Origin of the sequence: Vibrio sp. Y20_XG_PY13 (assembly GCF_024181925.1) — a bacterium.
GTDB classification, from domain to species: Bacteria; Pseudomonadota; Gammaproteobacteria; order Enterobacterales; family Vibrionaceae; genus Vibrio; species Vibrio parahaemolyticus.
The window spans coordinates 133,776-156,371 of record NZ_JAMZAL010000002.1; the positions used below are offsets into that span (position 1 = coordinate 133,776).

The following is a 22,596-nucleotide window of genomic DNA, read 5'->3' on the forward strand; positions in this document are numbered from 1 at the left end:
CTCAAATTGAGAATCTTCTAGCAACTTGAGGATGCTTATCTATTTTTTCTTTCTCATCAATCTCCAAGTGAGCTGGCAGAATCATAACAATGAATCAGATTAAGTTGGGATAGGACTATGAGACCAAGGGTGTTATTGGTAGAAGACTCTACCTCATTAGCCATACTTTATAAGCAATATGTGAAAGATGAGCCTTACGACATTTTCCATGTCGAGACAGGTCGTGAAGCCATTCAATTCATTGAACGCAGCAAGCCTCAACTGATCATTTTAGATTTAAAACTTCCAGACATGTCGGGTGAAGACGTGTTGGATTGGATCAATCAAAATGATATTCCCACTTCGGTCATCATCGCCACCGCACACGGCAGCGTCGACTTAGCTGTAAACTTGATACAAAAAGGCGCTGAAGACTTCTTAGAAAAACCCATCAATGCCGACCGTCTTAAAACCTCTGTGGCACTGCATCTAAAACGAGCCAAATTGGAAGACTTGGTAGAAAGCATTCAGTCTACCTTCGATCGCCACAACTATCATGGCTTCATTGGCTCAAGCCTACCGATGCAAGCGGTATACAAAACGATAGATGCCGTCGCACCAACCTCGGCCAGCGTCTTTATCGTCGGTGAAAGTGGCACGGGTAAAGAAGTGTGCGCCGAAGCCGTTCATCGCCAAAGTGATCGCAGAGACAAACCTTTCATCGCCATCAACTGTGGTGCGATACCACGAGATTTGATGGAAAGTGAGATTTTCGGGCACGTTAAAGGGGCGTTTACTGGCGCAACCACAGACAGAAAAGGCGCAGCAACATTGGCCCACGGTGGGACGCTATTTCTCGACGAGCTGTGTGAAATGGAACTGGAAATGCAGAAAAAGCTACTGCGCTTCTTACAAACGGGCACTTACACCCCACTTGGCGGCACGAAAGAGATGAAAGTCGATGTACGTATCATTTGCGCCACCAACAGAGATCCACTTACAGAAGTGGAAGAAGGACGCTTTCGCGAAGACTTGTATTACCGTGTTCACGTTGTGCCGATTGATATGCCACCTTTGAGAGAAAGAGGAAGTGACATCGTCACGTTAGCCAAGCATTTTCTCACGACTTACGCCAAAGAGGACAAGAAAAAATTCTCTAACATTGATACCGAAGCGCAGCACGTGATCAAACATTACGAATGGCCTGGCAACGTAAGGCAGCTACAAAACATCATTCGTAATATCGTGGTACTCAACAATGATGAAAAAGTCACGGTGGCTCACCTGCCCGCTCAGTTAACTCAAAAGAAAACGCAGGCAAGAACCGTAACCTCTGTGCACGTCGAATCATCAAGCCCGAGCAACAATCTCAACGGACATAATGCTCCAGCAATGCAAACACAACCCGTTGAACCAGTGCAACCTGTTCAAGAGGTGCCTGCTCAACAAACACAACCTACTGTCGGCGTTGAAACACCGAGTCATTCCTTATCGCCATACTTTAATGCAGACGGAAGTATCCGACCAATGTGGCAAGTCGAACGTGAAGCGATTCAAAACGCGATCGCTTATTGTGATGGTAACGTGCTCAATGCCGCTGTGATGCTGGAGCTAAGCCCTTCAACGGTCTATCGTAAAAAACAAGCGTGGGAAGCGGATGAAGTTAATCTCGAACAATCCTGATGTACCCATTGTGGGCGAAGTTTGGATTTTTGTTGATAGCCGCATTTTTGGCGGCATCGAAAGCCACATATTAGAGCTGGCAAAAGGCATTCTCGCGTTTGGGCACGCCGTGCGTATAGTGTTGCCAACGGAGTACACACCTCAAGCACAGCTTGTAGAAAAAGCACAAGCGGCGAACATTCCCACAAGCTATTTACCGCAGATATCTGGCGTTCCTTTGAATACAATTGCGATCAAGCACCTCACCAGTGCTGTCGCGCATCACCAACCGAGTGTACTGCACACTCACGGCTACAAGGCGAGCATACTGGCTCGCACCGCCAAACTGCTCACTCGCACTTTTCCGCGTTTGGTTTCAACTTATCATGCCGGTGAGTCGTCATCGGGCAAACTGTGGCTTTACGACGGGTTAGACAGATGCTCAGGCTACCTCTCGGATCACTGCTTTGCAGTAAGCAAAAGTATTCAAGATAAAGTGCTCTGCCCTTCGCAACTGCTCAACAACTTTGTCGCGCTACCAAGCATGAACAACCATTATCAAGAGATCTCGTTTGTTGGTCGATTAAGCCATGAAAAAGGCGCAGATCAATTTATCGAGTTAGCGAAAGCCTGCCCTGATTATCGTTTCTCTATCTATGGAGATGGGCCTGAGCGACAAAACTTAGAGACAACCGCACCAGCGAATGTCATTTTTCATGGTCATCAAACCGATATGAACGCGGTATGGGAAAACATCAGCGTATTGATTATATCTTCTCGCTTCGAAGGACTACCCATGGCGGCACTTGAGGCAATGGCACGCGGCATTGTGGTGATCAGTCTAAAGGTCGGACGTTTACCCGACATCATTCAATCCGGCAACAATGGTTTTATTGCCGATGATGTCCCCGCTCTCGCACTCAATCTGCAACACTGGATGGCGATGGAGAAAAGCCAACAAGAACGAATCCGTAAAAACGCACGCCAAACGATCGTAGAGCAGTTCTCAACAGAGAGCGTTATTCCCGTATTGCTAACGCAATATCAAATTGAGATGGATAACTAACCCATATTGGTTCTCAAATTGAGAATTTGTTTCGCTGCTTCTTGGTTTCCATCCCCTCACCCATACATTTCAATCACTTAAACCAATAGCATATTTTGGCATCTCGGTTGCAGTAGTCGAATTAGATTAACGATAAGACCGAGGTGACTTATGACTACTCCAAAACGCATTCTTTACGTTCATTATGGTGATAACTGGATTCGCGGCAGTGAAGTGGTACTACTCGATCTTATCTTGGGTATCGACCGAGACAAGTTCGAGCCAATTGTCTGGTCGAACTGCCAACCTCTGATTGAGAAATGCCAAGATCTTGGTATCAAAGCAGAGCACTCTACGTTCAACCTCGTCGGTGGCTGGTGTGCGCCGCGTTGGGACATCACGGGTTGGAATAACCTGATCAAACAAGGTTCAGCGCTCATCGAGAAGCACAATATCGATCTCGTTCATGTCAACAGTGGTGGCCCTTGCCAGTGGATGTCCTTAGCCGCGCGCATGAATCATGTACCTCTAGTCACGCAATTGCATTGTCACTACACGTTGCGCGATCGTTTTTCGCTTGGCTTGCACCTTTCGCCGAAAATAATCTGTGTGAGCAAAGATGTAGGCCGTGAAATTCTGCGCGATGGTTATCCAGAAGAGCAACTGCACGTAGTGCACAACGGCGTCTCTTTGGATGACTCTGAAGCGCCTATCGACATCAAAGCGCGCTTGGGTATTCCTGCTAATGCATTCACCTTCCTTTCGGTTGGTTCGCTGATCAAACGCAAAGGGTTCGATCGCCTCATTCATGCTATGCGAATGCACAACTACCATCAAACCAATCCACATCTCGTGATTGTCGGCGACGGTGAAGAGCGCGAAAACTTGAAGCAATTAGTTACCGACCTTGGTATGCAAGACCGCGTGCACTTCGTCGGAGAACAGACCAATGCAGGCGCTTGGATGTCGGGCAATGCTGACGCTTTCATTAGCGGCGCATACGAAGAGGCTTTTGGTCTAGTCGTAGGAGAAGCGGCATTAGCAAAACTGCCAATCGTAGCACCTAAAACTGGCGGTATTCCCGAATTGTTCGAGCACAACCATAGCGCCCTTCTTTATCCAAACCAGGGCATGGCTGGACTGCTGAATGCGATTCAATTGGTCATGCAAGATGCCGACTTGCGAGAAAAACTGGCTGAAAATGCCTACCTACATGCTAGCCAAAACTTGACCACGACCGCTTCCGTCAAAGCGATTGAAGCAATTTATGAAACCGAGCTGGAAAACAAAACTGTTGTACCGATGCCAATGGCGCAGTGCATGAAACCCCTTTCCCGCTGGTTGAGCATCAACTGAGGAACAGATAATGAAACGTGTATTGATGTTCGATGCGATTCCAATGCAAGGTGGTTCCAAAATCGCCAATGCGGAGCTACTCAAACAGTGCAATAAGCTCAACGTTATTGGTTATTTGGTGACAACCAAACCCGAGCATTGGACGCCACTTTTGCAAGATACGCCGCGTATCCAGATTCTCAACATAAAAGCTGCGCCGTTTTGTTCCACTCACGGTCTCATCTATTGGTTGATGAACGCGTTTTATCTAATTCAACTGCTCAAGGTGTGCATGAAGCTGCCAAAAATCGATTGGTATCTGGGGCTGTCTTGCCCGAGTAATGACATGCCTTTGTACTTGATGAGACTGTTCAGCCGCAAGCCAGTGGTACAAATGATTCACGGACCTGTTGGCGTCGCAAGATCGTCCGGCTACTGCTTAGTAAAAGCCAGCGCTATCTACTATCTGTCAAACACTCGCGAATCCTTGATTAACGCGTTGCAAGCCTATTTAAAAACACCAAAACCTGCGACGGAAAGATATTGGAGCACATTGAACGCCTCCACATTTGTTAACGGCCTTTCTCGCGAACGCTGGCCGAAACAAGCTAATCCAATCTCCAATCGCGTGTTTTGGGCAGCAAGTTTGTTGAAATGGAAAAACGTGGATTTACTGCTGGATGCCCTAACGCTAGAAAACACCACCACCATTCAATCCACCATTTGTTACATCAAACCGAATGTACCAGGCGTTGAATATTCCACTCCGGATTTTAATACCAAAGGGGTCGATTGGTATGAATCTCCAAACAACCTCAACGAATTGCGTGCACAGTGTGGTGTTTTTGTTTCCACCAGCGTGAACGAACCTTTCGGGCTTTCCATTTTAGAAGCACTGGCGTCCGGTATGTGTGTGGTTATCCCTCACGATGATAGCTATTGGGATCGCGTATTGACTCATGGAAAGAACTGCATCAAATACACACCGAATAATGCGGCTTCTCTGCACAACGCAATTCGTCTGCTTAATGAGTCACCGTGGATGAAGGTCACAATGGGACTTGAAGCCTTAAATGTCGCACAGCTATACAGCGCGGAACGCTGCTACATGCCGATCGCTCAATATTTATGTTCAGAGCATGCACCAACCAGTCATCACGGTGCCAAAGCGCGAAACAACGTCAAAGGATATGACCATGTCTAAAGCAATGACCAACATGTCACTTTTCGCGATTGCGTTAGTGATCAACAAAAGCATCAGCTTACTCATGTTGCCTGTGCTCCCACACTTTTTGACGCCAGAGCAAATGGGCAAACTCGAGCTACTGACCACTTTTGGCGTAGTGACAACCTTGTTGGTCAGCTTTGCTTTGCACGAAGCACTCTATCGTTTTGTCGGCGTGGAGAAAGACGCACAAAAAAGAACCGTTTCTCTCAACCAACTTTATTCATTGTCGGTGCTGATCGCCGGCGCGGTGGCTGCGATTCTCCTGTTACTGATTGCGTTGCTCTCTATTCCTGAACCTTTTACGCGCATCGAATTTGCTGTTGTCACGCTTGCCATTGTTCTGGAAGGCAGCATTGCGATTGGCACGGCTTGGCTGCGCACTCAAGATGACAAAGCCAAAACGCTGCTTCAAGTGATGGTGACGACAACCCTACTGCAAGTCACGTTTATCGTCGCGGCGCTTGCGCTGCACCCGCATGTCATCTCGGTGCTGATTGGCGGTCTTATCGCTGCGGTCATGCAATTTGTTTGGTTGCACATCATCAACCGTTACACCCTTGCTCTGCCTCAGATTGCCTTAGCCAAGCAGTATTTGAATTACTGCCTACCAGTAATGCTGTCTGCACTTGTCGCGTTTTGTTTGAATGGCGCCGAGCGCTGGTTCATCGGTGCAAATGCTTCGTTGGCGACGTTAGGCATTTATGCGATTGCGGTTAAGTTCGCAGTGGGTATGTGTATTTTGGTGCAGCCATTTGGCATGTGGTGGATGCCACGACGCTTTACGTACCTCGAAAATGGTCGAGATAGTGAAGCCGTGCGTGTTTCCCATTTAGGGATGATTTATGTTTCTGCGCTCAGCGTGGTTGTAGCGACACTGGCAATGGTCATGATCACGAACTTCTTGCCAAAAACCTACCATGAAGCGGTACTTTACACGCTGTTCTTGCTACCGATTGCGATGCTCAAGGAATGGAGCGAATTGTTAAACATCGCCATTCTTTTCAAACGCAGAACCCGATGGTTGCTTGGTATTAATGTGGTTTCTGCCTTCGTTGCGATTGGGTTGCTGTTTGGTTTGTCTTCTCTCGGTATTTTTGGCGTGTTCATTGCGTTGTACTACGCGCAGCTTTGTAAACTCGGCTTAACTTACGCGGTTGGCCAACAGTGTATGACTCTACCATTCCATTTGAGTTTGATGGTTTTACTGCAAATTATCTCAGGTGTGGCACTGTTCCTGCTTCACTCTTCACAATCGATAGGAATCGCCATCGCAATTTGCATTTTGACATGCAGCCTGCTGGCAGGGCTCGCCGTTCGTTACATGAGTAAAGAAGCCCGCAGCGCATTAAGTCAGCAATTCATTCGATGGCGCGGACAAGTGAAGAGATATTCGATATGAGCCCAACCGATGTGAGAACAAAACAATCCATTGCAGCGCTGACGATCACCGTCGTGATTGCGTTGCTTTGGATCGTGATGCCTCACCCCATTTTGATTGTGGCAGTGTGCTTTGCACCGTTGGCATTGCTATTCGTCCTCAATCAAACCTTTTGGCTCGTGACACTGTTCGTTATCTTCTCTTTTTTCCGTATTCACGAAGCGTTTCCTGCCATTTACAGCTTTAAAATTCCATTGCTTTTATCCCTTGGCGCGTTAGCTGCGCTAGCTTTTCATCTACTGCTAAGTCGTCAACTTACGGCATTCTGGCACCCTTCACTCAAGTGGCTGTGCATTTTCTGGGGGCTGGTTATCATCGGGATTGTGTTCGCCTCTAGCCGAGATATTGCCATCACGGTATTTAAAAATACGTATTGGAAAATCATTGTGATGACCTTGGCGATCACCTGGCTGATCACCAAACCACAGCAGCTCGCTCAAATGTCCAGAGCGATCATCGTCGCCGGCATGTTGATCGGGCTAGTCGCGCTTAATAACGCAGCAAACGGCATTGATTTAGTCGAAGGCACTCGCGTATCGATTGGGCGTTCCATTGGTTCAGTGCTGGGCGACCCTAACGACTTGGCACTCGTGTTGATGTTTCCTCTCGCCTTTACCGTTAGTCAATTGATGGAAAAACGCTCGCCAACCCTATTACGACTCTTCGCGCTTATCACCTGCTTTATCCTGTTTTTCGCAGTGATACAAACACAAAGCCGTGGCGGTTTGTTGGGGTCGCTCTCCGTGTTTGCTTACTTCGCCTTTAAACACATCAAAAGCAAAACCTTGGTTTTGGTTCTTGGGGCGGTTGCGGCTTTAGCCTTATATGCTTTTGCTGGGATTTCGGGGCGTGAATCCGGCGGCGCAGCAGAAGATGGTATCGACGCATCAGCGATGGGTCGTTTGTACGCATGGGAAGCGGCTTTCAAAATGGCACTCCACCACCCGTTTACCGGAGTAGGACTGGATAACTTCTACTTCAACTACTACTTCTACAGCCCACATTGGGATGGCATCAACCACGCGGTGCACAGTACATGGTTTGGCGTGTTAGCGGAAACCGGATTTGTCGGGCTAGCGGTGTTCATCACGCTGATTGTCTCGTTGATTCGCACCTCTTTAAAATCCATTTCGCTGCTCACACCCGATTCCGATTACGCACTGACTGTTGGCGCAAACGCGGTATTGAGCGGCCTTATCGGCACCATTGTCTCGGGTACGTTTCTTACTCAAGGTTTTACTTGGCCAATCTACATTCTTGCCGCGCTCACCGTGGTGGTCAGTCGTATCGTTCAATCTGATTGTCAAAATGAGAAATCCTAATCCTTTCATTTTGACAACAATACAACTAGCTGTTTTTAAAGGCTAAAATCCTTGGCACACATTGTGATTACTCCTTCTATCAGAAACCCAATCTTAAGAACTCAAGGAGAAACACATGACGGATATCGTAGTATTTGGCGAAGACTTCGGCGGCCTACCATCATCAACGCAGCACATCGTTCAGCGACTTGCCACCAACCATCGCATTCTTTGGGTTAATTCCATCGGTTTAAGACGACCAAAACCGACGGGTAAAGACATTCAACGTTTAGTGAGCAAGTTTTCCCGCGTTATCAGCAATACTGGCTCAGATAAGCCAACCATGCATTGTGATGCGGTAGACAACATTTTCACGGTAAATTTGCTGACAATACCGGCTCCCCATTCTGCTTTTTCAAGAAAAGTGGCAGCGAAGATGATGCAGCACCAACTAGAAAAACACTTAAAAGCGTTGAACTTCGACAACCCATTGTTTTGGACATCCCTACCAACCGCCGCTGATGTGTGTAATGCCATGAATAAGCGCGGGCTGATTTACTACTGCGGCGACGATTTTGGCGCGTTAGCGGGCGTTGATCATCAAACCGTTTTGGAGCATGAACGCACACTGGTTGATAACGCCGATTTTATTCTTGCTGCAAGCGACAAGCTGGCCGCTCGATTTCCGGATAATAAAACCACAACGCTGCCACACGGGGTCGATTTCAGTCTATTTTCAACGCCTGCAGAAAAGGCAAGCGACTTGCCGAACAATGGCCGTAAAGTATTGGGTTTTTATGGCAGTTTGTCTGACTGGCTGGACTATCGTTTGATCGACCAAGTCGCCCAACACGCACCGGATTGGGATTTGGTTTTTATTGGACCGAATGAGTTTGCCCACAATCCATTACCACAGCGAGACAACGTTCATTACTTGGGGCCTCGCGCGCATCATTTATTGCCAAGCTATTCCCAACACTGGGACGCAAGTTGGCTACCGTTTGTCGACAACGCACAAATCAAAGCGTGTAACCCGCTCAAACTTTTGGAGTATTTAGCAACGGGTACGCCCGTTATTAGCACGCCATTTCCGGCTCTGATGCCTTACAAACACATGTTACACATCGTCGCCGACGTCGAAGACGTGTGTGCCAGCCTAAGTCACCTGCTACCACCACCAAACGGCTCTACATCTTATGTCCAACAACAAAGCTGGGAAGCAAGAGCAGACCAAGTTGAGAAATTAGTGAGGGCACTATGAGCGATTTACGAGAAAACATCAGCGTATTACTGCATGGCGCGTGGCGACGTCGCTATATGATTGTCATTCCGATGCTTGTGCTACCTATCCTTGGTTTTGGCGTAAGCAAGCTCGTTCCAACAACGTACGTCGCACACACCAGCATGTTGATTCAAGAAACGGCAAAGATGAATCCGTTTCTGCAAGATATTGCCGTATCAACCATGCTTAAAGACCGTTTGAGTGCGTTGAGTACTTTGCTGAAAAGCCGTCACGTGCTCTACTCTGTCGCAAAAGAGCAAGGGCTGATTGACGATGACATGGGCGCGAAAGAACAAGAGTTCATCATCAAAGATCTTGCTTCGCGCTTGTCTGTTCAACAACTGGGTAAAGACTTTATCCAAATTCAGCTAAGAAGCGGTAAAGCACAAGGAATGGAGTCAATGTTAACGTCGGTGAGTAACCGATTTATTGAGCAACTGTTGGCACCGGAACGCTCTTCGATTAAGGATTCCAGTCATTTTTTGACCATCCATATCAATAAGCGAAGAGAAGAACTCGACAAAGCCGAGCACGCTTTTGCCGAGTATAAAAACACCTACTCACACGCAACACCAGAAATGCAGGCCCAAAGCTTGACCCGCCTAGCCAGCTTAAAGCAAACCTTGGCGGAGAAAGAAGCCGAGCTTGCCGGTGTGACTCGCAGTTTGGGGAGCTTGGACCAACAGCTTTCCAAAACCAACCCCGTCATCGGTAAGATTGAAGAACAAATTATCGAGATCCGAAGCGAGCTTACTCTGCTCCGCGCCAAATACACCGAAGCGCACAGCCTAGTACAAGGAAAATTGCGCGAATTAAAACGCTTAGAGCAAGAACGAACAGTTCTGCTCAGTTCAAAACAGCCAGAGCTGAACAGTAACCAATTGTGGGACATTGCGAGTAACGCCACGGTAAGTAGCCTTGGAGAAGCGCAGCCATTGCTCGTGTCTCAGCTGCATCAACTGCAAATCATGCGTAGCCGTTTTGAATCACTCACCGAAGAAACCGTCAGCTTGCAAAAGATGATTCAAGAGTTAGAAAGCAATGCCCATCGCTTTGGTAGCACCGCAACAGAAATCAACCGTTTAGCACGTGATGTCGCCGTAAAACGTGAAATGTACGACGACCTCGTCGAGCGTTACGAAATGGCGCAATTGACAGGATCGCTTGGTGTGTTTGAAGAAAACAAACGCGTGAAGATCATTGATGCGCCATTCACTCCGACAATTCCGTCTAATCTACCAAGTATTGTATTTATCATTCTAGGCTTTATCGGTGGTGCCGGCCTTGGCGTTGGTCTAGCCACCATACTTGAACTGGCAGATAACTCGGTGCGTTCTCGCCGAGCATTAGAAAAACACCTGGGCGTTCCGGTGATCACCACCTTGCCTAAAGTGACGTTCGCCAGTTAACTCTCCTACTCACCATGACGATAAAGCACTCGTTGACCCGAGTGCTTTTTCTTTGCTACGCCACGTTAATTTACCGCATGGTTTTGTCTTCTCATTAATATGAATCTCAAATTGAGAATGTTGACTTCCAGATTTGACATTCAGGCCTAACTGGTTGTTTTTATTTTAAATAAATAATGGCACGTAGCGTGCAATACGTTGTTCAGAGTAGATACACACTACTGAGGGCGTAAAGATGGAACGCAGAGAAGATAAAAACACCAAACGGAATCATAAAAAAGTGGTTTTGCATGTGGTGCAACACTTGGCACCGGGTGGATTAGAAACGCTAGTGCTGGATATGCTTCGCTTCGCAGAACCTCGTCACGATGTGTTTGTGGTGAGCTTAGAAGGCGCCAAATCCCAATCCTTGGCGAAATGGGCTAAGTTGACCGAATACAAAAGCCGGCTTCATTTTCTCAATAAACAGCCGGGGTTCAGCATTAAAACCTTAGGCACACTTACGGCGATGATCAAAGGCATGAAGCCAGATGTTGTACACACACATCATATTGGTCCTTTGCTTTACGGTGGCATTGCCTCACGTTTGGCTGGCGTTCCTGTCATCATTCACACCGAACATGATGCCTGGCATTTGAACAATAAAAAAGCTGCGCGCTTACAGTCTGTGCTGCTAAAAACCGTTCGACCACATGTGGTTGCCGATGCGCACTTTGTTGCGGACCAAATCACAACCAAACTCAACTATCGCGATGTGTGCACCATTCACAACGGTATTGATTGTCAAAAGTTTCAGTGCGGTGATCGCCAAGCTAAAAGAAATCACTTTGGACTACCTGAGGATAAAACCGTAATTGGCGTAGCAGGCCGATTAGAAACCGTTAAAGGGCATAAAGTGCTGATAGAGGCCTTCTCTCACCTTGAATCTCATACCCACCTTGCGATTGCAGGTGACGGTAGCCAACGCGAGCAACTTGAAAATTTGGTACGCACACTCAAACTTGAGCAACGCGTCACCTTTCTTGGTTTAGTCGACGACATGCCAAGCTTCTACCAAAGCTTAGACTTGTTTTGTTTACCGTCTCTGCAAGAAGGGTTTCCGCTTTCAACACTCGAAGCGCAAGCGTGTGACATCCCTTGCGTCGCGACGGATGTTGGCGGCGTGAAAGAAACACTGTGCCCGAAAAGCAGCGCTTTGGTAGAACCTAACCGCGTATTTTCACTCGCGGAGGCTCTATCTAAACAATTGGATTCAAGCATCCATTCGCCTCGAGCTTACATTCTTCAACATTTCGATATTCGTGACATGGTTGGTCGCTACACTCGTTTGGCTAAGGAGTCGACTTATGAATGATCTCATTTGGATTGCTGGTTTTGGTTTGTCTGCGTTTTTGATCATCTACCATCATGTGGGTTATCCGTTACTGCTGAAATGGCTGCCACTCAAACCAAAATCTAACGACGAAGGCGAACACTTTGCAGAGCGTCATTACAAAGCCTCGGCCAGTGATAACAAACTTCCTTCCGTGACCATCATCATCCCCGCTTACAACGAAGAGCAGTGGATTGCTGAGAAAATTCGCAACTTGGCGAGTTTGGACTACCCAAGGGATAAGCTGAAAGTGGTAATCGCGTGTGATGGTTGTACCGATAAAACTGCAGAAATCGCACAAGATACCATCCAAGAAGCGATTTGCTCTGATACCTTGTTTATTGTGAACGACCACTCTATCAATCGTGGCAAAGTCGCGTTGATTAATGAAGAGATGAAACACGTTACGTCCGACATTACGGCGCTGAGTGATACATCTGCTCTGGTTTCTTGCGACTCTCTCCTTTTGGCAAGTCAGCATTATCAAAATGAGAACGTGGGCGTCGTTAATGCGACATACCAAATTATGCGCACTAGCAATCAAGGCGAAGCCGCTTATTGGCAATACCAGTCTCGCGTTAAACACCAAGAATCCTTACTTGGTTCAACGATTGGTTCTCACGGCGCGTTTTACACGTTCAGGACTAAGCTGTTTGAGCCACTCGAAGCTGGCACCATCAATGACGATTTCATTCTCCCTATGAGAATCGTTTTGCGAGGCTTCACTTCGGTTTACGAACCTAAGATGCTCGCGCTCGAACTGGAACAAAGCTCAGACGACGCGGACTTTAAGCGCCGCCTACGAATCTCAGCCGGAAACATGCAGCAGCTGATGCAATTGAAAAAATTGTTGCTGCCTCGCTATCGTGGCACCGCCTTTGCATTTCTATCAGGAAAGGTTCTGCGTTTAGCAACGCCGTATTTAATGATTGTGTGCTTAGTGTGCTCATTGTTACTTGCTCAACATCCGGTGTTTCTATTGTTGCTGTTGGCGCAGGTTGGCATTTACGGTATTGCGTTAATGACTTATCTGATACCAGCCCTTAACACAGTGAAACCTTTCAAACTGATTAGCTATATCGTCGTTGGCCATATCGCAAACTTTGTCGGCGGTATGAAGTACCTACTAGGCATGGAAAACGGGCGTTGGAAGCGCGTCAACCAATAAGGAAAGCATCATGAAAAACTCACGTTACGACTCAAATGTATGCCACGCGAAAAGAACGTTTGATGTACTGGTTGCGCTGTTGATTCTGCTAGTAACCGCGCCACTGTTTCCGTTCATTGCTCTTGCCATCAAGGTCAGCTCAAAAGGCCCAGTGATTTATCGTCAACTGCGTGTTGGTCGCTGCACACCCGAGAAGATGGATCTGTTTCAAATCATGAAGTTTCGCACGATGTACATCGATGCAGAACAACGCTCAGGTGCCGTTTGGGCAACCGAAAATGATCCACGCATTACCCCGGTCGGACGATTTTTACGTAAGACTCGTCTCGATGAGTTACCGCAACTATTCAATGTATTGAAAGGTGAAATGTCTATGATTGGCCCTCGCCCTGAGCGACCTGCCTTCTATCAAAAGTTGGAAGATGAAATTCCCTACTTTGTAGAGCGCACATACGGCGTACTGCCAGGTATTACAGGCTTGGCGCAAGTAAACCAAGGTTACGATGCTTGCATTGAAGACGTGAGAAGAAAAGTTGGTTTTGACCACAGCTATGCACTAAGCCTTGGGTCGTTTTACTCGTGGATCACGATGGATCTTTCTATCATGAGCAAAACGCTTATCGTAATGATTGATGGACGCGGCCAGTAATGCTTCGAGTCTATTTTGTTACTCTTGCCACTGGCGACGCATCTTCTCGATTGTCGCTGGTGGCACATTATGAATGCTCTGATATTCGCCCGAACACACCATCACTTCCACCTCGATAGATTTCTTTCGGCAGTAATCTGAATACCGCTTCATTTCCCAATGTTGTACAAAGGTATTACTCACAATCACGATTTTCCCTTTGTTCAACCATTTTCGCGTTTGTTCAAAACACCATTCGTGCGCTTGCGGAAGCAAAGACGGATTGAAGTGGTACTCGCCTTTCTCATTCTCAAAATACATGTCGGCTTCGAAATGCTTCGCATCGAAATCTTTCACCAATTGTTTCGCCAAGGTTGTTTTTCCTGAGCCAGGAAGGCCACGAATGAGAATAAGTTTAGCAAGCGACATAATGCAATTGAGTGATGAAAAAGAAGCCCAAACTGTAACGGAATTTCTTAAAAAGAAAAGCAGAAATAAAAATGCCGAGCAATGAATGCTCGGCATTGAGTATTAATTTATCAACATCGATTAGCGGTAAGCGGAAAGCTCGGTACGTAAACCTTTCACCAAACTCACGCACATCAACAGTAGAACAAAGGTAAATGGCAAGCCGGTCGCAACCACACCAGACTGTAGCGCTTGTAAGGCTTCTTTACCGCCAACCCAGAGCATAACCGCGGCAATTGAACCCTCGATACACGCCCAGAAAATTCGCTGTGGAACGGGAGCATCAATCTTACCGCCCGCAGTGATACTGTCGATAACCAATGAGCCGGAGTCCGATGAGGTGATAAAGAACACCAAAATCAAAACAATCGACAGAATAGAAATCACTGAGCTGTATGGTAGTACATCGTAAACATGGAATAGTGTCAGTGAAATATCCGTTAAACCATTCGCACCCAATTCACCAACTTTGTTCACGACCTGATCAAGCGCAATACCACCAAATACTGACATCCAAACCAATGTTACCAACGTCGGGATCACGATGACTGCGAACAAAAATTCTCGAACGGTACGGCCTTTCGATACGCGAGCGATAAACATACCCACAAACGGAGACCAAGATACCCACCACGCCCAGTAGAACACTGTCCAACCGTGCATCCACGTTTCGTCTTCACGACCATGCGGGTTACTCAACGGAATGATGTTTTGGATGTATGCCATTGTCGTGTCGACTAATGAACCCATCGCAGTATCAAAGGTAATGAACGTAATAAAAATAAGCAGAGCGAACGCAACGATCATATTGACGTTACTTAGGAGTTTGACACCGCCGTCAATACCACGAACAACAGAAAGCACAGCAATAAAGGTTACAAACGCAATCACCACCATTTGTGTACCGATGCCGCCGTTTAAACCAAATACATGGTTAATACCACTGGTTGCCTGCTGAGCACCCAAACCAAGAGAAGTAGCAAGACCGAACAACGTCGAAAGTACAGCAAGGATATCGATAACGTGGCCTAACCAGCCCCATGCACGGTCACCAAAAATTGGGTAAAACGCCGCACGCAATGAAAGTGGTAAACCTTTATTAAAGGCGAAAAAAGCAAGCGCCAACGCAACAAGGGCGTAAATACTCCAACCGTGAACACCCCAGTGAAACATGGTCGCGCCCATCGCGAGTGATTTAGCATCGGCTGAATACGCTTCTGCGTTTAGCGGCGTACCCCACCAATCCGTGAAATAGGCCGTTGGCTCAGCCACACTCCAAAATAAGAGGCCAATACCCATACCTGCAGCAAACAGCATTGATAGCCATGAAACGGTTGAATGATCCGGCGTCGCCTCTTTACCGCCTAAACGAATCTTACCTAATGGCGAGAAAAGCAGAGCAACAGCGAACAATAAGAAAAAATTGGTAGACCACATAAAGAATGCATCAAACTGTTCAATAATTCCGTTTTTGATCCCGTTTAATGCGTCGCGAGCGGTGACTGGCTCGACAAGAAGAAGTGAGATAAGACAGAAAACAACGAGACCAGCACTGATGCCGAATACGGGATTGTGTATATCGAATCCCCATTTTTGAACGTTGTCTTGGCCAACCTGATAGTCTGTTGTGTCGATACTATATTTTTTAAATGCATTATCCATAAATACAAATTTAACGTAATTTGAAACGCTTCTCAGGGGAGAAGAACTCCAATACCGCCCTCCATTAATTTGAACTCTAAACTTTAAAAACGATGCGAAGTTTATCACCAATCACAAATTTATGCAAAAATGACACTTTTATTGCATATTTACAGCAAAAAAACGCCAAGCAAGTGTCTTCAACTCACAGAAATAAACTACGACATCTAACTATTTTCAGAATTGGAATACACAGAGGAAAACAGTCAATCAACAAGGTCAAACGGTATTCAGAACAAAAGAAATGGCCTCACACATAAGGGCGAGACCATTTTGAGGTTGGTGGAGTTTTTCAACCAACTGTGAAGGGTGAGTTGGATAAAGAAGATCGGGCAGTTTGCGGTTTACAAGAAATGGAAAGTCACGTTGCCCGTAAAGCTGCTTAGGTTATCGCTGTCCCCACTGATATCCACGCCAAATGATTGGTAACTTGCACCAACAGAGATATTGTCTAACAAGAAATATTCCGCGCCGACGCCATACATGTAAGACACGCCATCATCTTTGCTGACCGAGCTTAATCCGCCATTGTAATCGACATTAAATGCATTAATGCCGCCTTTGGCATACACATGTAGCGGACCAAAATCGATGCTTGGTTTCGCCGCTAAATAGAACGAAGTGAAATCCGCATCCCCTTTGTTGCCACCGAAAGACAAGTCGACTTTACCGTGGTTGAAATAACCGACTTCGATACCGATTAATGGCAGAATCCCCGTTCCGACATGCACGCCATACGTTGTGTCGTTTTCGCCATCAATATCTGATTGACCAATTTGGCCGCCTGCATAAATCCATGAGTCAGCAAGCACTGATGTTGAACACAACGCCAAAGCCAATAACGAGAGTTTTGTTTTCATAGTTATACCTTCCTGTTCGATTCCTGAACGGAACATTACGCATACATGCGCACCTACTCGTCACTATATATTGGAAGGCATGGCGAATTTAAGATCAAAAAGTGAATAATTTATGTTCAACTTTTGTTTGTGTGATATCAATTCAGGTGAATAGTAGAATTAAGAGCAGTTAGGATTATCAATAGACAAAAAAAAAACACCGGCGCAATGCCGGTGTTCAGAATTTGCATCATCTTGAATGGATGATTATAGGAAGTGCAATGTCGCGTTAACAGAGAACGTACCGATGTCGTCTTTGCCCGCAGTGTAGTTCATGTAGCTAGCACCAACAGACATTGGACCAAAAATGAAGTACTCAGCGCCTACACCGTACATTAGATCGAAATCATCATCGTCTTTGCCGCCTTTTACTTTCTTATCCCACTGGTGGATACCACCTTTCGCGTACACGTGCAGTGGGCCAAAATCGATGCTTGGCTTAAGTGCAGCGTAGTAAGAAGTCAGCTTAGTATCTTGGCCGTTTACATTGAACTCACCGTGTTGAGTTACACCCGCTTCAATACCGATGATAGGTAGAATACCTGTACCTACGTGCACAGAGTAAGACGTATCTGTCTCGCCTTTGTAGTCAGATTGACCAACAGTTGCACCGCCGTAAATCCAAGAATCTGCCATTGCCGCAGAAGATGCGCCAAGTAGCGCCACTGCTAATAGAGTTTTTTTCATCATCTACCTTTACTCTTTATTATTCCCCACGTCTTGCAAATCAGACGTTGGTACTGCAAATACAAGGGAGGCGAACCATTGCCTCCCGAGAACTAAAAACAACACGTGACAAGTTACTAGCAATTACTGTACCAGTAACTTGTTCATCGTTTACAACAAACCACAGCGCCATTTTACTTGTTGATTAACAAGCATCAATCGCGTTTTTGATTCGTTTATCAGAAACCGGATATGGAGTGCCTAATTGTTGAGCAAAGTAGCTCACTCGAAGCTCCTCAATCATCCAGCGGATTTCTTTCACATTTTCTGGAATCACCATCCCTTTCGGGATCTTATTCAGCAACTCTTTGTAATCCTTGGTGACAGATTCCACTTTAAGCATGTGCAAACGGTCTTTGTTCGGATCGATCGGCAATTTCTCCATGCGGCGCTCAATTGCACGCATGTAGCGAAGAATATCAGGCAGACGTTTCCAGCCACATTCCGTTGCAAAGCCTTTAAAAATCAAGCTTTCGATTTGCGCTTTGATGTCCGACAACGCAAACGCCATGGTGAAATCAATCTTGCCTTTCAGCTTTTTGTTGATGTTGAAAGCCGTCGTAAGAATGGTTTCTACCTGTTTGGCAATTTCTACCACGGTATCACCCAGTTCAGCGCGAACGTGTTCTTTCAACGCTTCAAACTTCTCAGGCTCCCATACCAAACCGCCCTGCTCTTCAATAAGCTTATCGACACCACAGGCAATACAGTCATCAATCAGATCAAGCACTTTGCCGTAAGGGTTAAAGTACAGACCCAGCTTCGATTTGTTCGGCAAGTTTGCGTGCAAATATTTAATTGGCGACGGTACGTTCAACAAAATTAAGCGACGCTGACCAGCGTGCATTGCGGTGATCTGCTCAAATTCAGTTTCGTAGAGTTTGATTTCAACGCTGTCTTTAGTATCAACAAGCGCCGGATATGCTTTTACATCGTAGCCGCCTCGTTTTTGTTGATACACTTTCGGTAGTTCGCCAAAGCTCCACGTATGCAGGCCTTGTTGTTCGATATCGTCATCCGCGACTTTAGAAAGCGTTTCTTGAACTTTGTCTTTCAAGCTTTCTTTCAGTTCATGAAGATTTTTATTTTCCTTCAGCTTGCGATTTCGATGATCAACCGCGCGGAACGTGACTTTCAAGTGTTCAGGCACTTGTTCTAAGTTCCAATCTTCACGCAGCACTTCTACGCCCGTCATACGACGCAGTTCTTTTTCTAGCGAGTCCAGCAGTGGCGCTTCCATTGGTGTTACGCGTGCTAAAAACGCATCCGCATAGTTCGGCGCAGGCACAAAGTTCTTACGAATTGTCTTCGGCAGAGACTTAATCAAGCTCACCACGAGCTCATGGCGTAAACCCGGGATCTGCCAGTCAAAACCTGCTGGTTCGACTTGGTTTAAAATCGGCAACGGCAAGTGTACGGTTACACCGTCACTATCATCACCCGGTTCAAACTGGTAACTCAACTTGAGCTTCAAACCATTCTGATGCCAGAAGTTCGGGTAATCCAAATCGGTTACATGACTAGCATCACCCTTGAACAGCATCTCTTTTTCAAAGTTCAGCAGTTCCGGATTTTCTTTCGATGCCTTTTTCCACCATGTATCGAAATGCTTACCAGACACCACTTCGGTACCAACGCGTTGGTCATAAAAATCAAACAGCTCATCATCATCCACCAAGATGTCACGACGACGAGATTTGTGTTCAAGCTCTTCCACTTCTTGCAAAAGCTTACGGTTTTGCTTGAAGAACGCGTGTTTGGTTTCCCACTCACCTTCAACCAATGCACTACGAATAAAGATTTCGCGGCTAACGGTAGGATCGATACTGCCGTAGTTCACCAAACGTTTCGGTACGATTGGTACGCCGTAAAGCATGACTTTTTCATGCGCCATCACCGCCGCGCGTTTCTTCGACCAATGCGGTTCGCTGTAACTGCGCTTGATAAGGTGCTTGGCTAATGGCTCGATCCACTCCGGTTGAATCTTGGCGATGATACGACCCCAAAGTTTCGAGGTTTCCACCAGCTCAGCCGACATGATCCACTTAGGTTGCTTCTTGAACAGCCCCGATGCCGGGAAGATATGAAAACGAGCGTTACGCGCGCCTTGGTATTCATTCTTCTCTTGGTCTTTCATACCAATGTGCGACAACAAACCAACCAGAATCGCACTGTGTACGCCATGGTAAGACGCAGGCTCATCGTTAAGTTTGAATTCCATTTCACGCATAGATTGGTGAATCTGGAAGTACACATCTTGCCACTCACGTACGCGCAAGTAGTTCAAGTAATCTTGCTTACATTGTTTGCGGAATTGGTTACCCGTCAACGCTTTCTGCTGCTTCTGGATGTAATCCCACAAGTTCACAAATGTCAGGAAATCCGACTCTTCATGGAAGAAACGACGATGTTTATCATCTGACGATTGTTGTTTGTCTGAAGGACGCTCGCGCGGATCTTGAATCGACAATGCCGCTGCGATGATCATCACTTCTTTTAGTGCACCATATTTTGGCGCTTCCAAAACCATGCGCGCGAGACGCGGGTCAATAGGCAAGCGAGCCAGTTGGCGACCAATGCTGGTTAAGCGTTTTTTCGCGTCCTTCGCTTCGGCGTTAATCGCACCAAGCTCTTCCAACAAGCGAACACCGTCTTGGATGTTGCGTTTATCCGGCGCTTCCACAAATGGGAACGCTTGAATGTCGCCCAAGCCAAGTGCCGTCATCTGCAAGATAACCGACGCTAGATTGGTACGCAGAATCTCTGGGTCGGTAAACTCTGGGCGTGACTCAAAATCTTCCTCTGAGTACAGACGGATACAGATACCCTCTTCCACACGACCACAACGACCTTTACGTTGGTTCGCGCTCGCCTGAGAAATTGGCTCAATTGGAAGGCGCTGTACTTTAGTACGGTAACTGTAACGGCTAATACGCGCCGTACCCGGATCGATAACGTACTTGATGCCCGGAACCGTTAACGAGGTTTCGGCAACGTTGGTTGCCAGTACAATGCGTCGACCGGCATGCGGTTGGAAGATTTTGTTCTGTTCACCCGCCGACAAGCGCGCGTAAAGCGGCACAATTTCCGTGCTCTTCAGGTTACGTTTAGACAGTGCATCAGCGGTATCACGGATTTCACGCTCGCCGTTCATGAAGATCAGGATGTCACCTAAACTTTCATCACACAGTTCGTCTACCGCTTCGAAAATACCTTCAAGCTGGTCACGATCATTATCGTCATCACCACTTAATGGTCTGTAACGAGTTTCTACTGGGTAAGTACGACCAGACACTTCAATAATTGGTGCATTGTTGAAGTGTTTTGAAAAACGCTCTGGGTCGATGGTTGCCGACGTGATGATCACTTTCAAATCAGGACGACGTGGCAGCAACTCTTTCAAGTAACCCAAGATGAAATCGATGTTAAGGCTGCGCTCGTGCGCTTCATCGATAATGATGGTGTCGTATTGATTTAAGAAACGGTCATGCTGAATTTCAGCCAGCAAGATACCGTCCGTCATCAATTTGATTTGGGTGTTTTCAGAGATCTGATCGTTGAATCGAACCTTGTAACCAACAAACTCACCCAGTTTGGTTTCCATCTCTTCGGCAATACGGTTCGCAACCGAACGCGCCGCAAGACGACGAGGCTGAGTGTGGCCAATCAGACCAAACTTACCGCGACCAAGCTCAGCACAGATTTTTGGTAGTTGAGTGGTTTTACCTGAGCCGGTTTCACCCGCAACGATAACCACTTGGTTTTCTTCGATCGCTTTCGCAATGTCGTCGCGCTTTTGGCTGACTGGCAGGATTTCAGGGTATTCAATTGTTGGCTTGTAGTTGCTGCGTTGTTCCGCAACCATCATCGATTTAGCAATGTCTAATGCGATTTCATCAAACACAGCGTTACGCGCTGCGTCCTTCTTAATTTTGCTTGCACCAGAGATTCTTTTACTCAAACGAAAACGGTCACGCATCATGCACTGATTCAGTGCTTTACGCAGAGATGCCGCGCTGTTCACTTGAGCCTGAGGTGTTTGAGCTTGTTTCGCTGTCGCCTTTTGCGCACCATTTGACGGTGTCGCTTGCTCTTCAGCGGGGGCCTTTTTTGGGGGCTGTGACGAAGTCAAAGCGTTTCCTATTCTTTTCATTACAAAAACTGCGCGGATTGTATCACACAAGGTCTGCAACAAGATAACCGAAAGCTCATTCAATTTTTTCGAACATGTTAAGCGAATCGCTAGGCTTTTGAACTCACTTACCTTGCTTATAATGGCTCCCATAGTCGAAAGCACTTATTTAAGCAATAACCATTATGTCTCGTGTACTAGCTCTAAAATCAAGCATCCTTGGCGATTACTCTCAATCAAACAAATTGGTTGAAGACTTCATCAAAAATGTAGACCAAGACAAACTGACCGTTCGTGATTTGGCTGCAAACCCACTGCCAGTTTTGGACTTCGCCGTTGCCACTGCACTTCGCGCAACGGAAGATCTTTCACAAGAACAACAAGCGGTTGTCGACTTGTCTGATACCTTGATTGAAGAAGTAAAGGCCGCAGACACTTTGGTTATAGCTGCACCAATGTACAACTTCACCATTCCGACTCAGCTTAAAAACTGGATTGATTTGATTGCTCGTGCTGGCGTGACATTCAAATACACAGAAAATGGCGTTCAAGGTCTGATTGAAGGTAAGAAAGCAATCGTAGTCACCACTCGTGGCGGTCTTCATAAAGACTCCCCAACGGACAGCATGACTCCATACTTACGCACAGTATTGGGCTTTGTTGGTATCACGGATGTGGAGTTTGTTTACGCAGAAGCGCTAAACATGGGTGATGACGCAGCAGCGAAAGGCATTTCAGAAGCGCAAAGCCAACTTGCCACAATGGCATAACTTCAACGACAAAAAGAATACAAACGAAAAGGGATTGGTGTACGCCAATCCCT

17 protein-coding genes are annotated in these 22,596 nt (G+C 46.6%); 12 read left to right on the top strand and 5 right to left on the bottom strand.

What is annotated here, in order from left to right; all coding sequences use genetic code 11:
- Positions 1–117: 117 nt before the first annotated feature.
- From NL646_RS05830 to NL646_RS05880, 11 genes are all read left to right on the top strand, one after another.
- Positions 118–1,662, top strand: a complete 1,545-nt coding sequence (locus NL646_RS05830) for a sigma-54 dependent transcriptional regulator (RefSeq protein ID WP_253663966.1) — start codon at positions 118–120, stop codon at positions 1,660–1,662.
- Positions 1,637–2,707, top strand: a complete 1,071-nt coding sequence (locus NL646_RS05835; RefSeq protein WP_253663967.1) for a glycosyltransferase family 4 protein — start codon at positions 1,637–1,639, stop codon at positions 2,705–2,707. The genes NL646_RS05830 and NL646_RS05835 overlap by 26 nt, the downstream gene beginning before the upstream one ends.
- 150 nt (positions 2,708–2,857) lie before the next feature.
- Positions 2,858–4,042 (top strand): glycosyltransferase, encoded by a 1,185-nt coding sequence (locus tag NL646_RS05840; protein WP_069507651.1) that lies wholly within the window; start codon positions 2,858–2,860, stop codon positions 4,040–4,042.
- 10 nt (positions 4,043–4,052) lie between these two features.
- Positions 4,053–5,225: a glycosyltransferase family 4 protein gene (locus NL646_RS05845; RefSeq protein ID WP_069507650.1), complete on the top strand. Its 1,173-nt coding sequence runs from the start codon at positions 4,053–4,055 to the stop codon at positions 5,223–5,225.
- Positions 5,218–6,648 carry a lipopolysaccharide biosynthesis protein gene (locus NL646_RS05850; protein WP_069507649.1) on the top strand — a complete coding sequence of 477 codons (1,431 nt, stop codon included), beginning with the start codon at positions 5,218–5,220 and terminating at the stop codon, positions 6,646–6,648. The genes NL646_RS05845 and NL646_RS05850 overlap by 8 nt, the downstream gene beginning before the upstream one ends.
- Complete coding sequence (locus NL646_RS05855; protein WP_021452987.1) at positions 6,645–8,009, top strand: O-antigen ligase family protein; 1,365 nt, start codon at positions 6,645–6,647, stop codon at positions 8,007–8,009. Before NL646_RS05850 ends, NL646_RS05855 begins: the two co-directional genes overlap by 4 nt.
- 115 nt (positions 8,010–8,124) lie before the next feature.
- Complete coding sequence (locus NL646_RS05860; RefSeq protein WP_069507647.1) at positions 8,125–9,249, top strand: glycosyltransferase; 1,125 nt, start codon at positions 8,125–8,127, stop codon at positions 9,247–9,249.
- Positions 9,246–10,679: a chain-length determining protein gene (locus NL646_RS05865; RefSeq protein WP_029842445.1), complete on the top strand. Its 1,434-nt coding sequence runs from the start codon at positions 9,246–9,248 to the stop codon at positions 10,677–10,679. The genes NL646_RS05860 and NL646_RS05865 overlap by 4 nt, the downstream gene beginning before the upstream one ends.
- Before the next feature lie 235 nt (positions 10,680–10,914).
- Positions 10,915–12,033: a glycosyltransferase gene (locus NL646_RS05870; RefSeq protein ID WP_180797660.1), complete on the top strand. Its 1,119-nt coding sequence runs from the start codon at positions 10,915–10,917 to the stop codon at positions 12,031–12,033.
- Entirely contained in the window at positions 12,026–13,219 is a 1,194-nt protein-coding gene (locus tag NL646_RS05875) for a glycosyltransferase family 2 protein (protein ID WP_025515802.1), read from the top strand. The genes NL646_RS05870 and NL646_RS05875 overlap by 8 nt, the downstream gene beginning before the upstream one ends.
- A gap of 10 nt (positions 13,220–13,229) precedes the next feature.
- Positions 13,230–13,868 carry a sugar transferase gene (locus NL646_RS05880; RefSeq protein WP_005495117.1) on the top strand — a complete coding sequence of 213 codons (639 nt, stop codon included), beginning with the start codon at positions 13,230–13,232 and terminating at the stop codon, positions 13,866–13,868.
- Positions 13,869–13,886: 18 nt separating this feature from the next.
- Here NL646_RS05880 and NL646_RS05885 read toward each other — a convergent pair whose 3' ends face one another.
- From NL646_RS05885 to hrpA, 5 genes are all read right to left on the bottom strand, one after another.
- A complete protein-coding gene (locus tag NL646_RS05885) occupies positions 13,887–14,276 on the bottom strand; it encodes an AAA family ATPase (RefSeq protein WP_025788753.1) in 390 nt (129 codons plus the stop codon).
- A gap of 120 nt (positions 14,277–14,396) precedes the next feature.
- Positions 14,397–15,977, bottom strand: a complete 1,581-nt coding sequence (locus NL646_RS05890) for a BCCT family transporter (protein WP_005495123.1) — start codon at positions 15,975–15,977, stop codon at positions 14,397–14,399.
- A gap of 383 nt (positions 15,978–16,360) precedes the next feature.
- Entirely contained in the window at positions 16,361–16,876 is a 516-nt protein-coding gene (locus NL646_RS05895) for an outer membrane beta-barrel protein (protein ID WP_253663968.1), read from the bottom strand.
- A gap of 246 nt (positions 16,877–17,122) precedes the next feature.
- Positions 17,123–17,602, bottom strand: coding sequence for an outer membrane beta-barrel protein (locus NL646_RS05900; RefSeq protein WP_005483427.1), 480 nt, complete (start codon positions 17,600–17,602; stop codon positions 17,123–17,125).
- Between the two features lie 184 nt (positions 17,603–17,786).
- A complete protein-coding gene (hrpA, locus tag NL646_RS05905) occupies positions 17,787–21,773 on the bottom strand; it encodes an ATP-dependent RNA helicase HrpA (RefSeq protein ID WP_253663969.1) in 3,987 nt (1,328 codons plus the stop codon).
- A 185-nt stretch (positions 21,774–21,958) separates the two neighbouring features.
- Here hrpA and NL646_RS05910 point away from each other — a divergent pair, with 185 nt between their 5' ends.
- On the top strand, positions 21,959–22,543 hold the full coding sequence (locus NL646_RS05910) for an FMN-dependent NADH-azoreductase (protein WP_253663970.1): 585 nt from the start codon (positions 21,959–21,961) through the stop codon (positions 22,541–22,543).
- Positions 22,544–22,596 lie beyond the last annotated feature (53 nt).

Bases quoted from the DNA above. Each gene is read 5' to 3' on its own strand.
- NL646_RS05830 (WP_253663966.1), top strand. From the start codon at position 118: ATGAGACCAAGGGTGTTATTGGTAGAAGACTCTACCTCATTAGCCATA.
- NL646_RS05835 (WP_253663967.1), top strand. From the start codon at position 1,637: ATGAAGTTAATCTCGAACAATCCTGATGTACCCATTGTGGGCGAAGTT.
- NL646_RS05840 (WP_069507651.1), top strand. From the start codon at position 2,858: ATGACTACTCCAAAACGCATTCTTTACGTTCATTATGGTGATAACTGG.
- NL646_RS05845 (WP_069507650.1), top strand. From the start codon at position 4,053: ATGAAACGTGTATTGATGTTCGATGCGATTCCAATGCAAGGTGGTTCC.
- NL646_RS05850 (WP_069507649.1), top strand. From the start codon at position 5,218: ATGTCTAAAGCAATGACCAACATGTCACTTTTCGCGATTGCGTTAGTG.
- NL646_RS05855 (WP_021452987.1), top strand. From the start codon at position 6,645: ATGAGCCCAACCGATGTGAGAACAAAACAATCCATTGCAGCGCTGACG.
- NL646_RS05860 (WP_069507647.1), top strand. From the start codon at position 8,125: ATGACGGATATCGTAGTATTTGGCGAAGACTTCGGCGGCCTACCATCA.
- NL646_RS05865 (WP_029842445.1), top strand. From the start codon at position 9,246: ATGAGCGATTTACGAGAAAACATCAGCGTATTACTGCATGGCGCGTGG.
- NL646_RS05870 (WP_180797660.1), top strand. From the start codon at position 10,915: ATGGAACGCAGAGAAGATAAAAACACCAAACGGAATCATAAAAAAGTG.
- NL646_RS05875 (WP_025515802.1), top strand. From the start codon at position 12,026: ATGAATGATCTCATTTGGATTGCTGGTTTTGGTTTGTCTGCGTTTTTG.
- NL646_RS05880 (WP_005495117.1), top strand. From the start codon at position 13,230: ATGAAAAACTCACGTTACGACTCAAATGTATGCCACGCGAAAAGAACG.
- NL646_RS05885 (WP_025788753.1), bottom strand. From the start codon at position 14,276: ATGTCGCTTGCTAAACTTATTCTCATTCGTGGCCTTCCTGGCTCAGGA.
- NL646_RS05890 (WP_005495123.1), bottom strand. From the start codon at position 15,977: ATGGATAATGCATTTAAAAAATATAGTATCGACACAACAGACTATCAG.
- NL646_RS05895 (WP_253663968.1), bottom strand. From the start codon at position 16,876: ATGAAAACAAAACTCTCGTTATTGGCTTTGGCGTTGTGTTCAACATCA.
- NL646_RS05900 (WP_005483427.1), bottom strand. From the start codon at position 17,602: ATGAAAAAAACTCTATTAGCAGTGGCGCTACTTGGCGCATCTTCTGCG.
- NL646_RS05910 (WP_253663970.1), top strand. From the start codon at position 21,959: ATGTCTCGTGTACTAGCTCTAAAATCAAGCATCCTTGGCGATTACTCT.